This is a genomic window from Pseudomonas sp. MBLB4123, from assembly GCF_051904775.1.
In the GTDB taxonomy this organism is placed as follows: Bacteria; Pseudomonadota; Gammaproteobacteria; order Pseudomonadales; family Pseudomonadaceae; genus Aquipseudomonas; species Aquipseudomonas benzenivorans_B.
The window spans coordinates 4,360,378-4,373,213 of record NZ_CP196711.1 but is presented as its reverse complement, the minus strand read 5'-3'; the positions used below and the strand labels follow the sequence as shown (position 1 = coordinate 4,373,213).

13 protein-coding genes and 1 other RNA gene are annotated in these 12,836 nt (G+C 67.4%); 4 read left to right on the top strand and 10 right to left on the bottom strand.

Annotated features, from left to right (window positions below; translation table 11 throughout):
- Positions 1 to 3 precede the first annotated feature (3 nt).
- The 9 genes from mraY to rsmI form a co-directional block, all read right to left on the bottom strand.
- Positions 4 to 1,086 (bottom strand): phospho-N-acetylmuramoyl-pentapeptide-transferase, encoded by a 1,083-nt coding sequence (mraY, locus tag ACSX1C_RS20305; protein WP_439887601.1) that lies wholly within the window; start codon positions 1,084 to 1,086, stop codon positions 4 to 6.
- Complete coding sequence (locus ACSX1C_RS20300; RefSeq protein WP_439887600.1) at positions 1,087 to 2,457, bottom strand: UDP-N-acetylmuramoyl-tripeptide--D-alanyl-D-alanine ligase; 1,371 nt, start codon at positions 2,455 to 2,457, stop codon at positions 1,087 to 1,089.
- Complete coding sequence (locus ACSX1C_RS20295) at positions 2,450 to 3,913, bottom strand: UDP-N-acetylmuramoyl-L-alanyl-D-glutamate--2,6-diaminopimelate ligase (protein WP_439887599.1); 1,464 nt, start codon at positions 3,911 to 3,913, stop codon at positions 2,450 to 2,452. The genes ACSX1C_RS20300 and ACSX1C_RS20295 overlap by 8 nt, the downstream gene beginning before the upstream one ends.
- Positions 3,913 to 5,643 carry a peptidoglycan D,D-transpeptidase FtsI family protein gene (locus ACSX1C_RS20290; protein WP_439887598.1) on the bottom strand — a complete coding sequence of 577 codons (1,731 nt, stop codon included), beginning with the start codon at positions 5,641 to 5,643 and terminating at the stop codon, positions 3,913 to 3,915. The genes ACSX1C_RS20295 and ACSX1C_RS20290 overlap by 1 nt, the downstream gene beginning before the upstream one ends.
- Positions 5,640 to 5,933 carry a cell division protein FtsL gene (gene ftsL / locus ACSX1C_RS20285; protein WP_439887597.1) on the bottom strand — a complete coding sequence of 98 codons (294 nt, stop codon included), beginning with the start codon at positions 5,931 to 5,933 and terminating at the stop codon, positions 5,640 to 5,642. Before ftsL ends, ACSX1C_RS20290 begins: the two co-directional genes overlap by 4 nt.
- Complete coding sequence (gene rsmH, locus ACSX1C_RS20280) at positions 5,930 to 6,871, bottom strand: 16S rRNA (cytosine(1402)-N(4))-methyltransferase RsmH (protein WP_439887596.1); 942 nt, start codon at positions 6,869 to 6,871, stop codon at positions 5,930 to 5,932. Before rsmH ends, ftsL begins: the two co-directional genes overlap by 4 nt.
- Positions 6,872 to 6,873: 2 nt before the next feature.
- Positions 6,874 to 7,329, bottom strand: a complete 456-nt coding sequence (mraZ, locus tag ACSX1C_RS20275; RefSeq protein WP_318643258.1) for a division/cell wall cluster transcriptional repressor MraZ — start codon at positions 7,327 to 7,329, stop codon at positions 6,874 to 6,876.
- A gap of 306 nt (positions 7,330 to 7,635) precedes the next feature.
- An RNA gene (gene rnpB / locus ACSX1C_RS20270) (RNase P RNA component class A) lies at positions 7,636 to 7,994 on the bottom strand.
- 41 nt (positions 7,995 to 8,035) lie between these two features.
- Positions 8,036 to 8,908 (bottom strand): 16S rRNA (cytidine(1402)-2'-O)-methyltransferase, encoded by an 873-nt coding sequence (gene rsmI / locus ACSX1C_RS20265; RefSeq protein WP_439887595.1) that lies wholly within the window; start codon positions 8,906 to 8,908, stop codon positions 8,036 to 8,038.
- A gap of 124 nt (positions 8,909 to 9,032) precedes the next feature.
- Here rsmI and ACSX1C_RS20260 point away from each other — a divergent pair, with 124 nt between their 5' ends.
- Genes ACSX1C_RS20260 through ACSX1C_RS20245 form a run of 4 tightly spaced genes read left to right on the top strand, consistent with a single transcriptional unit; the run spans position 9,033 to position 12,363 of the window.
- Positions 9,033 to 10,844, top strand: coding sequence for a penicillin-binding protein activator (locus tag ACSX1C_RS20260; protein WP_439887594.1), 1,812 nt, complete (start codon positions 9,033 to 9,035; stop codon positions 10,842 to 10,844).
- Positions 10,841 to 11,209, top strand: a complete 369-nt coding sequence (locus tag ACSX1C_RS20255) for a YraN family protein (protein WP_439887593.1) — start codon at positions 10,841 to 10,843, stop codon at positions 11,207 to 11,209. The genes ACSX1C_RS20260 and ACSX1C_RS20255 overlap by 4 nt, the downstream gene beginning before the upstream one ends.
- Before the next feature lie 30 nt (positions 11,210 to 11,239).
- Complete coding sequence (locus ACSX1C_RS20250) at positions 11,240 to 11,833, top strand: phosphoheptose isomerase (RefSeq protein WP_439887592.1); 594 nt, start codon at positions 11,240 to 11,242, stop codon at positions 11,831 to 11,833.
- A complete protein-coding gene (locus ACSX1C_RS20245; protein WP_318643268.1) occupies positions 11,830 to 12,363 on the top strand; it encodes a BON domain-containing protein in 534 nt (177 codons plus the stop codon). Before ACSX1C_RS20250 ends, ACSX1C_RS20245 begins: the two co-directional genes overlap by 4 nt.
- Positions 12,364 to 12,411: 48 nt before the next feature.
- Here ACSX1C_RS20245 and ACSX1C_RS20240 read toward each other — a convergent pair whose 3' ends face one another.
- Positions 12,412 to 12,825 (bottom strand): ClpXP protease specificity-enhancing factor, encoded by a 414-nt coding sequence (locus ACSX1C_RS20240; protein WP_318643270.1) that lies wholly within the window; start codon positions 12,823 to 12,825, stop codon positions 12,412 to 12,414.
- Positions 12,826 to 12,836: the final 11 nt, after the last annotated feature.

Sequence of the window (12,836 nt, the reverse complement as noted above, 5' to 3'; positions counted from 1 at the left end):
CTATTACCTCAGTTTCAGGGTGGCCAGGCCGATCAGCACGAGAATCACGGTGATGATCCAGAAACGCACGATCACCCGTGGCTCGGGCCAGCCCTTGAGTTCGAAGTGGTGGTGGATCGGCGCCATGCGGAACACCCGCTTGCCGGTCAGCTTGAAGGACGCCACCTGGATGATCACCGACAGGGTCTCCATGACGAACACCCCGCCCATGATGAACAGCACCACCTCCTGGCGGACGATCACGGCGATGGTGCCGAGCGCGGCCCCCAGGGCCAGCGCGCCGACGTCGCCCATGAACACCTGGGCCGGGTAGGTGTTGAACCAGAGGAAGCCCAGGCCGGCGCCGACCAGCGCGGCGCAGAACACGATCAGCTCGCCGGCGCCCGGCACGTAGGGGATGAACAGGTACTCGGCGAACTTCACGTTGCCCGACAGGTAGCAGAAGATGCCCAGGGCACCGCCGACCATCACGGTGGGCAGGATCGCCAGGCCGTCCAGGCCGTCGGTCAGGTTGACCGCGTTGCTCGAACCGACGATGACCAGGTAGGTCAGCACCACGAAGCCCGCGCCCAGCGGAATGCTGACGTCCTTGAGCAGCGGCAGGATCAGGGTGGTTTCCACCGGGCTCTGCGCGGTCATATAGAGGAAGACGGCCGCGCCGAGGCCGAACACCGACTGCCAGAAATACTTCCAGCGGCTCGGCAGGCCGCGGGAATTCTTCTCGATCACCTTGCGGTAGTCGTCGACCCAGCCGATGGCACCGAACAGCAGGGTGACGGCCAGCACCACCCAGACATAGCGGTTGGACAGATCGGCCCACAGCAGGGTGCTGATGGCGATGGCGGAGAGGATCAAGGCACCGCCCATGGTCGGCGTGCCCTTCTTCGACAGGTGCGACTGCGGGCCGTCATGGCGCACCGCCTGGCCGATCTGGCGGATCTGCAGGGTGCGGATCATCCAGGGCCCCAGCCACAGCGCCAGCGCCAGGGCGGTCAAGACGCCGAGGATGCCGCGCAGCGTCAGGTACTGGAACACGGCGAAACCCTTGTGGAACTGTTGCAGGTACTCGGCCAGCAGCAGCAGCATTTAGTGACTCTCCCCCGATGTGCCACAGAGCGCCGCGACGATGTTCTCCATCGCGGCACTGCGTGAACCCTTGATTAGAATGGTGGTATCGCCCTGCTCGGCGCCAAGCGCCGAGATCAGGCTGGCTTGATCGGCGAAATGCCGGCCATTTGTTCCGAATTCCTCGACCGCATAGGCCATCAGCGGTCCCACCGCGTAGAGCGCATCCACCTTGCCGGCGGCATAGCGGCCCACCTCGCGATGGCCCTGCTCGGCCCACGCGCCCAATTCCCCGATGTCCCCGAGCACCAGGACGGTGCGCCCGGAGAAGCCGGCGAGTATATCAATGGCCGCACAGATCGAAGCAGGGTTGGCGTTGTAGCTGTCGTCGATCACCCGCATGCCGTTCGTCGCCAGCTGCGCTACCGCGCGGCCCTTGACCGGTTGCAGCTTTTCCAGCCCGGCCTTGATATCGACCAACGGTACGCTCAAGGCATGGGCGGCGGCGGCGGCGGCCAGGGCGTTGGCCACGTTGTGCTCGCCCAGCAGATTGAGCTGGATACGCGCCTGCCCCGCGGCGCAGCGCAGGGTGAAGGCCGGACAGCCGCGGGCGTCGCGGGCCAGGTCGGCCGCGTGATAATCCGCCGCCGGGTTGGTCAGGGCGAAGCTCAGCACCCGACGGCCCTTGGCCCGGCGCTGCCAGATGGCGAAGGCCTGGTCGTCCAGGTTGAGCACGGCGATACCGTCCTCGCCCAGGCCCTCGATGATCTCGCCCTTGGCCTCGACTATCTTCTCCGGTCCGCCGAACTCGCCGACGTGGGCGCTGCCGGCGTTGGTGAGGATGGCGACCCGGGGCCGGGTCAGGCCGACCGTGTAGGCGATCTCGCCGACATGGTTGGCGCCCAGCTCGATCACCGCCCCCCGATGTTCGGGCGCCAACTCCAGCAGGGTCAGGGGCGCGCCGAGGTCGTTGTTGAGGTTGCCGCGGGTGGCCAGCACGGCGCCGCCCAACCCCTCGCGCAGGATGCTGGCGAGCATCTCCTTGACCGTGGTCTTGCCGCTGGAGCCGGTGACCGCCGCCAGCGGGCCGTCGTAGGCCTGGCGGTTCAGGGCGCCGAGGCGCCCCAGGGCCAGGCGGGTGTCGGCGACCAGCAGCTGCGGCAGCGGCGCCTCCGCCACCTCGCGCTGCACCAGCGCCGCCACGGCGCCCTTGGCGGCCACCTCGGCCAGGTAGTCGTGGCCGTCGAAACGCGGCCCGACCAGGGCGACGAACAGCTGTCCCGGACGGATTGCCCGGCTGTCGCTGCCGACCGCCTCGAACGCCACATCCGCGCCGATCAGGCGGCCGCCCAGGGCGTCCGCCACTTCACTCAAGCGCAACGCCTTAAGCATGGGCGGCCTCCCAGGCGATCAGGGCCTTGGCCGCCTCGTCCAGATCGGAGAACGGCTGGCGTTCGCCGCTGATCTCCTGATAGTCCTCGTGCCCCTTGCCCGCCAGCACCAGCACGTCGTCCGCGCCGGCCTCGGCGATCAACTGGGCGATAGCCTGGCCACGGCCATGCACGAAGCGCACGCGTTCGGGGTCGACGAAGCCCGCACGAATGTCCGCGAAGATCTGCTCCGGCGCCTCGCTGCGCGGGTTGTCATCGGTCACCAGCACGGCATCGGCCAGACGCTCGGCCGCCGCCGCCATCAGCGGACGCTTGCCGCGGTCGCGATCGCCACCGCAGCCGAACAGGCACAGCAGGCGCCCCTTCACATGGGGACGCAATGCCTCGAGCACCTTCTCCAGGGCATCCGGGGTATGGGCGTAATCGACCACCACCAGCGGCTGCTTCACGCCGCCCAGGCGCTGCATGCGCCCGGCCGGCCCCTGCAGGCACGGCAATACCTTGAGGATCTCGTCCAGCGCATAGTCCATGGCGAGCAGCGCACCGACCACGGCCAGCAGGTTGCTCAGATTGAAGCGGCCGAGCAGCGTGCTGCGCAGCATGCCCTCGCCACGGGGGGTGACCAGACGGGCACGCACGCCCTGATCATCGAACTGGGTGTCGCGGCAGCACAGGTAGGCGCCGGCATCCTCCAGGCTGTAGCTGATCAGGCGGGACTCGCGCTCATCTAGGGCCAGCTTGCGCCCGGCGGCATCGTCCAGATTGAGCACCCGGCAACGCAGGCCCGGCAGACTGAACAGCATGGCCTTGGCCTCGGCGTAGGCCTCCATGGTGCCGTGGTAATCCAGATGGTCGCGCGACAGGTTGGTGAACACCGCCACGTCGAACGCCAGGGCAGCCACCCGCCCCTGGTGCAGACCGTGGGAGGAGACCTCCATGGCCACCGCGCGGGCGCCGGCCTTCTTCAGGTCGGCCAGGGTCGCCTGCACGCCGATCGGGTCGGGCGTGGTGTGGCGCCCCTGGGCCAGGGCGCCGTAGAAACCGTTGCCGAGGGTACCGACTATGCCGCAGGGCTGGCCGAGCAGATCCAGCGCCTGGGCCAGCAGCTGGGTCACGCTGGTCTTGCCATTGGTGCCGGTGACGCCGACCAGGTGCAGGCCACGGCTCGGTTCGCCATAGAAGCGCCCGGCAATCGCCGACAACTGCCCGGCCAGCCCCTTGATCGCCACCAGTTCGGCGGCGCCGGCATCGATGGCCGGCGCACCCTCGGCCTCGTAGGCCACCGCGGCGGCGCCGCGGGCGATGGCGTCGGCGATATGCAGACGGCCATCCTGCTGCCCCCCCGGCACGGCGAGGAACAGGTCCCCCGGACGCACCTTGCGGCTGTCCAGGGTCAGTTCACGGATCAGCAGGCTGCTGCCCGCCTGTGGCAATAGCTGATTAAGAGGCATGGGCATCAGAGGCGCCCTCCTGTGCCGGTGTTCACTGCCAATTCCTGGGATTCGACGGGCGGCAGGTCGTCGGGAACGATGTTCATCAGGCGCAACGCACCGGCCATCACCTTGCCGAACACCGGCGCCGAAACCAGGCCGCCGTAATAGCCGCCCTCGCTCGGCTCATCGATCACCACCGCGACGGCGATGCGCGGATCGCTCATCGGCCCGAAGCCGGCGAACAGCGAGCGGTAGGCATTCTCCGTGTAGCCCTTCGAGCCCACGCTGGCCTTGCGCGCGGTGCCGCTCTTGCCGGCGACGTGATAGCCCGGCACCTTGGCCCGGTGCACGCCGCCCGGAGCCTCGACCACCTGTTGCAGCATGCCCTGCATGATCTTGGCCACGTCCTCCGGAATCACCTGCACGCCGTCGGGGGTGTGGTCGACACGGGTCAGCGACAGCGGCACATTGCGGCCGTTGTTGGCCAGCGCCGCATAGGCATGCACCAGCTGCACGGCCGTCACCGACAGGCCGTAGCCGTAGGACAGCGTGGCGGTCTCGGCCTTGCGCCAGTTGCGGTGGTTGGGCAGGTTGCCGACCCGCTCGCCGGGGAAGCCCAGGCCGGTGTCCTGGCCCAGGCCGACCTGCTGCATCAGGTTGAAGATGGACTCGCCGCCGATATCGAAGGCGATCTTGCTCATGCCGACGTTGCTCGACTTGATCAGGATGCCGGTGAGGTCCAGCGGCCCCGTGGCACGCGAGACGTCGCGAATGGTGTAGCGGCCGATGCGCAGGGAACCCGGGTAGACATCGACGGTGTCGGTCGGCTTCCAGCGCCCGCTCTCCAGGGCCGCGACCATGGACAGCGGCTTCATGGTCGAACCCGGCTCGAACACGTCGATCATCGCCCGGTTGCGCATGGCCGCCGGCTGCAGGCTGCGGCGGTTGTTCGGGTTGTAGGTCGGCTGATTGACCATGGCCAGCACTTCGCCGCTCTTCACGTCGATCATCACCAGGCTGCCGGCCTTGGCGCCGAACTCCACCAGGGCGTTGCGCAGCTCGCGATGGGCCAGGTACTGCAGGCGCAGGTCGATCGACAGCGCCAGGGCCTTGCCGGCCTTGGCGTTCTGCGCGACCTGAACGTCCTTGATCAGCCGGCCGCGGCGGTCCTTGAGCACCTGACGCTTGCCCGGCACCCCGGCCAGCCACTCGTCGAACGCCAGCTCCATGCCCTCGCGCCCGCGGTCGTCGACGTCGGTGAAGCCGACCACATGGGCGGTCACCTCACCGGCCGGGTAGAAGCGCCGGAACTCCTCGATGGCGTACACCCCGGGCACCTTGAGGTCGAGCACGCGCTGGCCCTGCTCCGGAGTCAGGCCCCGCACCAGGTACATGAATTCGCGCTCGGCACTGGCCCGCACGCGCGCGGCGAAGGCCTTCGGCTCCTGGCCCAGGGCCGCCGCCAGCGCCGGCCACTGCGCCGCGGCGCCCTGCAACTCCCGGCCGTTGGCCCACAGGGTGGTCACCGGGGTGCTGACCGCCAGCGGCTCGCCGTTGCGGTCGGTCATCAGGCCGCGGTGCGCCGGAATCGGAATATGCCGCACGCTACGCGCGTCGCCGTGGGCCTGGAGGAAATCGCGGTCGATCAGCTGCAGGTCGACGATGCGCCAGACGATGGCACCGACCATCAGCGCCAGGAGCAGCAGCACCAGGCGGAAACGCCAGGGGTAGAGTGCGCCCTCGAGCCGGATCATGGCGTCACCAGGCGCACTTCGGCGGCATCGGGAATGCGCATCTTCAGCCGCTCGCTGGCCAGGGTCTCGATGCGGTTGTGGGCCGTCCAGGTGCTCTGCTCGAGGATCAGCCGGCCCCATTCGGCCTGTGCCTTGTCGCGCACGCTCAGCTCGGCATACAGGCCGTTGAGCAGCTGACGGTTCCAGTGGGCGCAGAGGGACACCGCCAGCGCCGATCCCAGCACCGCCAGGAACAGCACCAGCAGCAACAGGCTGCCGGCCGGCATGGGCTTGGCGAATACGCGGCTCATCGCACCTTCTCCGCGATGCGCATCACCGCGCTGCGCGAGCGAGGATTGGCCTTGAGCTCGGCATCCGAGGCGTACTGCGGCTTGCCGATCAGCTTCAGGCGCGGCTCGAAGGCCTTGGGAATGATCGGCAGGTCACGCGGCAGCTTGTCCTGCTCGCCCTTGGCATGGCGGCGCATGAACTGCTTGACGATGCGGTCCTCGAGGGAGTGGAAGCTGATCACCACCAGCCGCCCCCCCACCTCGAGGGCCTCCAGGGCCGCATCCAGGCCCCGCTCGAGATCGCCCAGCTCGTTGTTGATATGGATACGCAGCCCCTGGAAGGCGCGAGTCGCCGGATGCTTGCCCTTCTCCCAGGCCGGATTGGCGTCGGTCAGCACCTGGGCCAGGTCGGCGGTGCGTTCGAAAGGGCGCTCGGCGCGCCGCTGCACAACGGCACGGGCCATGCGCTTGGCGAAGCGCTCCTCGCCGTATTCCTTGAACACCCGGGCGATCTCGTCCTCGGCGGCGCTGGCGATCCACTGCGCGGCACTGACACCGCGGGCCGGGTCCATGCGCATGTCCAGCGGGCCGTCGTTGAGGAAGCTGAAACCGCGCGCGGCATCGTCCAGCTGCGGCGAGGAGACCCCCAGGTCCAGCAGGACCCCGGCCACCTTGCCGGCCAGCCCGCGGACAGCGACTTCCTCGCCGAGTTCCGCAAAACTGCGCTGCACAACGACAAAGCGGCCGTCTTCGGCCGCCAGCGCATTCCCCGTCGCGATCGCCAGGGGGTCTTTATCGAACCCCAACAGATGGCCATCCGGGCCGAGCTTCTCGAGAATCAGCCGGCTATGCCCGCCGCGCCCGAAGGTACCATCCAGGTAGCAGCCATCGGCACGCACGGCGAGTCCGGCGACGGCTTCGTCGAGCAGGACGGTGATATGGCGGAGGCTATCGGTCATGGTCACAGGATCAGGTCACGTAGTTCGTCGGACAGGGCGCCGGGTTGCTTGATGGCGGCCAGATCGGCGTCCGCCACGGCATTCCAGGCATCCTCGTCCCACAGTTGAAATTTGTTCAGCTGGCCGACCAGCATCGCGCGCTTGTCCAGCTTGGCGTACTCGCGCAGACGGGGCGGCACCAGGAAACGGCCGCTGGCGTCCAGCTCGAGATCGACGGCGTTACCGATCAGCAGGCGTTGCAAGCGGCGGTTCTCCTCGCGAAAGGAAGCCAGCTCGCGCAGCTTGTTCTCGATTAGCTCCCATTCCGACAACGGATAGACGCAGAGGCAAGGGTCAATGGCATCGATGGTCACGATGAGCTGGCCGGAGCAGCGCGACACGAGCTCGTCCCGATACCGACTTGGCATCGCGAGTCGCCCTTTGGCGTCGAGACTGATGGCGTTGGCTCCGCGAAACACGGCTGCGCTCCCCCGTAATTAGCTATCCATGCCCAAAAAAACCCACTTCATGCCACTTCTTACCACCTGGGCACACTATAGGAACGCGCCCACCCCACCGTCAAGGCGCGCCAGAGGGGAAAAATCCTTACAGGACGGTAATTTAGCGAATCTAAGGGGAGACACTCGGAGCTTGGCAGAGAGCCGGGCAGGATAAAAATCAGCCAGGGCAATAGGCTCAATCACAAACTTAAAGTGATTTATGAAGAGTAAGATTTTTTAAGCATGAAAACGCGAGGGAAACAGCAAAGCAGCTAGAAGGAAAAGGTGGAGAGTCGATCTATAAGCCGGGTTCTGTCGAGGACAGTCATTCCTCTACGACGTACATCACTGCACGCCTTTAGCAACCTACCCGGTTCCAGCGCGGGCCACGCCAATGGAACCCTATTTGGTCTTGCTCCGAGTGGGGTTTACCTAGCCACGGACTGTTGCCAGCCGTGCGGTGCGCTCTTACCGCACCTTTTCACCCTTACCGGCGCCGAAACGCTTAGGCGGTTATTTTCTGTGGCACTTTCCGTAGGCTCACGCCCCCCAGGCATTACCTGGCACTCCGCCCTATGGAGCCCGGACTTTCCTCCCCCGCATCTCGCAGAACGAAACACGGCAGCGACTGTCCGATCGACTCTCCGTTGCCAAGGGTAACGGCGTGCCCGCCATAGAACAAGGATTAGTCGCGCGACTGGCGCTCCAGCGCCGCCTGATAGAGCAAATTCTTGCGCACCCCGGTGATTTCCGCCGCCAACGCCGCCGCACGCTTGAGCGGCATCTCCCCGAGCAGCAGGTCGAGCACCCGCAACGCCTCGGCGCTGATCGCCTCTTCGCCTTCCGGCGCCTGCCAACCCGCCACCAGCACCACGCATTCGCCGCGCTGCTGATTGCTGTCGGCCGCCACCCAGGCGCACAGCTCGCCCAGCGGCAGCCCCTTGAGGGTCTCGAAGGTCTTGGTCAGCTCCCGGGCCAGCAGCGCCGGGCGCTCATCGCCGAACACCGCCCGCATGTCTTGCAGGCACTCGAGGATGCGATGGGGCGCCTCGTAGAAGATCAGGGTGCGCGGCTCCTCCCGCACCTGCTCAAGACGCACGCGACGCCCCACCGCCTTGGCCGGCAGGAACCCCTCGAAGATGAAGCGATCGGAGGGCAGCCCGGCCGCCGACAGCGCCGCGATCAGGGCACAGGCGCCCGGTACCGGCACCACCGGCACCCCCACCGCCCGCGCCTGGCGCACCAGGTGGTAGCCCGGGTCGGAGATCAGCGGCGTGCCGGCGTCGGAAATCAGCGCCACGTCCTCACCCGCCTGCAAGCGGGCGAGGAAGCGCCCGCCCTGGTCGCGCTCGTTGTGCTCATGACAGGCCGCCAAGGGGGTCGCGATGCCGAAGTGCTGCAGCAGCCGCGCCGAGTGCCGGGTATCCTCCGCTGCAATCAGGGCCACCTCGCCGAGCACCCTGAGCGCCCGCGCGCCGATGTCGTCCAGATTGCCAATGGGCGTGGCCACCACATAAAGGGTGCCAGGGGCGGGGGTCGTACCACCGGGTGCAGTCACAGCACGTGCCTCTTCATATCGCGAAAGCGCGCATTGTAGCCCGTTTCACGGCATCGACATCGCACCGCCGCCGGGGCTTGGGTACAATTCGCCGCTCATTTGCTCAAGTATCGGGAAGGCCTACATGATCGCTTGCCTGCGTCCGCTCTACGCCCTCAGCCTCGCCGGCCTGCTGGTCGCCTGCGCCAGCTCGCCCACCTCCAACCTTGGCGAGTTGCCGCGCACCCCTCAAGCCAGTATCGAGCAGCTGCTGCAGCAGGCCGGCGACAGCCAGTCCGAACAGGCCAACCTGCTGCGCCTGTCGGCCGCCGACCTGGCCTACCAGCAGAAGAAGTTCGCCCGCGCCGCCGCCATTCTCGAGCAGGTGAGCCTTGCCGACCTCAAACCGGCCCAGCAGGTCTACGCCAGCACCCTGAATGCCGAGCTGGCCCTGAGCCGCGACAACCCCAAGGCCGCCCTCAAGGCGCTTGGCCACCCCAGCCTCGCCCGCCTGGGCGAACTGCCGGTCGAGCAACAGGTCCGCACCCAGCTGGCCCGCGCCAAGGCCTTACAGGCGAGCGGCCAGATCCTCGCCGCCGCCCGCGAACGCATCTTTATCGCCCCCCTGCTCGATGCCGAGGCGACCGAGCGCAACCATGAGTCCATCTGGGAGCTGGTCGCCAGCCTGCCCGTCGAGCAGCTCACGGCCAACGGCGACGCCGACCTGAGCGGCTGGCTGAGCCTGGCCCAGGCGGCCAAGGCCCTAGGCCCCCTGCAGACCCAGCAAGCGGCCATCGACGACTGGCGCGCGCAGCACCCCCAGCACCCCGCCGCCCTGCGCCTGCCCGCCCCTTTGCGCGAACTGCAGGAACTGTCCAGCCAGCCACTCAGCGAAATCGCCCTGCTGCTGCCGCAGGACGGCCAGCTGGCCTCGGTCGCCCGCGCCCTGCGCGATGGCTTCCTCGCCGCCCACTACCAGGCTCAGCAGAGCGGACAGAACCCGCCCAACATACGCCTCTACGACAGCGCCCAACTGCGCTCCATGGACGACTTCTACCGGCAGGCCCAGGCCGCCGGCGTGCAGCTGGTGGTCGGCCCCCTGGAAAAGCACCTGGTGACCCAGCTCAGCAGCCAGGAGCAGCTGCCGATCACCACCCTGGCCCTGAACTACAGCGAATCGGCCCAGGAAGGCCCGGCCCAGCTGTTCCAGTTCGGCCTGGCCGCCGAGGACGAGGCCCGCGAGGTCGCCCGCCGCGCCTGGGCCGACGGCATGCGCCGGGCCGCCGCCCTGGTGCCACGCGGCGACTGGGGTGACCGGGTTCTGGCCGCCTTCCGCGACAGCTGGCAAGCCGCCGGCGGCACCCTGATCGCCGCCGAACACGTCGACCAGCCGGTGGAGCTGGCGCAACAGATCGCCGACCTGTTCCAGCTGCGCCAGAGCGAAGCGCGCGCTCGGCGCCTGCGCAACACCCTGGGCACGGCCATCGCCGCACAGCCATCGCGGCGCCAGGATGTCGACTTCATCTTCCTCGCCGCCACCCCGCAGCAGGCCCAGCAGATCAAGCCGACCCTGGCCTTCCAGTACGCCGGCGACGTTCCGGTCTACGCCACCTCCCACCTGTTTACCGGCAACCACAGCCAGGCCCAGTACCTGGACCTGAATGGCATCCGCTTCTGCGAAACGCCCTGGCTGCTGAACGCCGACGCGCCCCTGCGCCAGCAGGTCAGCAGCCAATGGCCCCAGGCCGGCGGCAGCCTCGGCCGCCTCTATGCCATGGGCATCGACGCCTACCGCCTGACGCCGCGCCTGAACCAGCTCAAGGCCCTGCCTGACAGCCGGCTCGACGGCCTGTCCGGCAGCCTCAGCCTGAACCCGGCACAGCGCATCGAGCGCCAGCTGCCCTGGGCCGAGTTCCGCGACGGCCAGATCCAACAACTGCCCGACAGCCTCAATTGAGCGAGCCAGAGCACAACAGCGGCCAGATCGCCGAGCACCTGGCCCGCCAACACCTCGAACGCCACGGCCTGCAGCTGCTGGCGCAGAACTGGCGCTGCCGCCGCGGCGAGCTCGATCTGGTCATGCTCGACGCCGATACAGTAGTATTCGTCGAGGTCCGCTACCGGCGGCACGCCGCCTGGGGCGGCGCCGCGGCCAGTGTCGATGCACGCAAGCGCGACAAGCTGGCCACTGCCGCCCTGCACTTTCTCCAGCGGGAGACCCGCTGGGCGAAACACCCTTGCCGCTTCGACGTGGTCGCCATCGACGCCCACGGCAGTACAGCCCCGCGACTGGACTGGATTCGAAACGCCTTTGATACCTGAGCAGACACCCCACTGAAGGTTATATCTCCGATGGACATGCAAGCCCGTATTCGCCAGCTGTTCCAAGCCAGCATCGAAACCAAGCAACAGGCCATGGAAGTCCTCGCACCCTTTATCGAGCAGGGCAGCCAGGTCATGGTTCAGGCACTGCTCAGCGAGGGCAAGATCCTCACCTGCGGCAACGGCGGCTCGGCCGGCGACGCCCAGCACTTCTCCTCCGAGTTGCTCAACCGCTTCGAGCGCGAGCGCCCCAGTCTGCCGGCGATCGCCCTGACCACCGACAGCTCGACCATCACCTCGATCGCCAACGACTACAGCTACAACGAGGTGTTTTCCAAGCAGATCCGCGCACTCGGCCAACCGGGCGACGTGCTCCTGGCCATCTCCACCAGCGGCAACTCGGCCAACGTGATCCAGGCCATCCAGGCCGCTCACGACCGCGAGATGATAGTAGTCGCCCTGACCGGCCGCGACGGCGGCGGCATGGCCTCTCTGCTGCTTCCGGAAGACGTGGAGATCCGCGTGCCTTCGCGCATCACCGCACGCATTCAGGAAGTGCACCTGCTGACCATCCACTGCCTGTGCGACCTGATCGACAGCCAACTGTTCGGGAGTGAAGAATGACGCGCAACCCACTGCTCCTCGCCGCTCTGGCCCTCACCCTTGCCCTCGCGGGCTGCGGCAGCCGCAGCATCGGCAACAAGATCGATGACCAATTCATCGCCCCCGCGGTCGAGAACAACATCGCCCGCGCCCATGTCGACCTGACCAGCCCCACCTCGCACATAGTGGTCACCAGCTACAACGGCGTGGTCCTGCTCGCCGGCCAGACCCCACGCAGCGACCTCAAGGGCATGGCCGAACAGGCCGCGCGCCGGGTCCAGGGCGTGAGCAAGGTGCATAACGAACTGCAGGTACTGCAGCCGACCTCGTTGCTGGCACGCAGTAACGACACCCTGCTGACCAGCAAGATCAAGACCCAGATGCTCGCGGACGCCAGCGTTCCCGGCTCGCGCATCAAGGTGATCACCGAGAACGGCATCGTCTATCTGCTGGGCCTGGTCTCGCGCCAGGAGGCCAATCAGGCCACCGCCCTGGTACAGGGCGTGTCCGGGGTGCAGAAGATCGTCAAGCTGTTCCAGTACACCAACTGACCGCCATCCGACCCACGAAAAAGGCGATCCTCGGATCGCCTTTTTCGTTTACTTGACCACCTTCAGGCTGGGCCGCCCGCTCGGTCGTGGCGGCTCGCCATCCGGCGGGCCCTGATCGTCGGGCCCGTCACCATCCTCGTCATCCGGCACCGGCGGCTCCAGATCGAAGACCATGCCCTGACCGTTTTCCCGGGCATAGATCGCCATAACGGCCGCGGAGGGGATGTACAGGCTGTGCGCCACCCCACCGAAACGCCCCTCGAAGCTCACCGCCTCGTTGTCCATATGCAGATGGCGCACCGCCCCGGGGGACACGTTCAGCACGATCTGGCCGTCGCTGGCGAAGCCCGGCGGCACTTGTACGCCGGCGAAATCGGCATCGACCAGCAGATGGGGGGTGCAGTCGTTGTCGACGATCCACTCGTAGAGGGCACGAACCAAATAGGGACGACTGGAGTTCATCGGAACCTCCT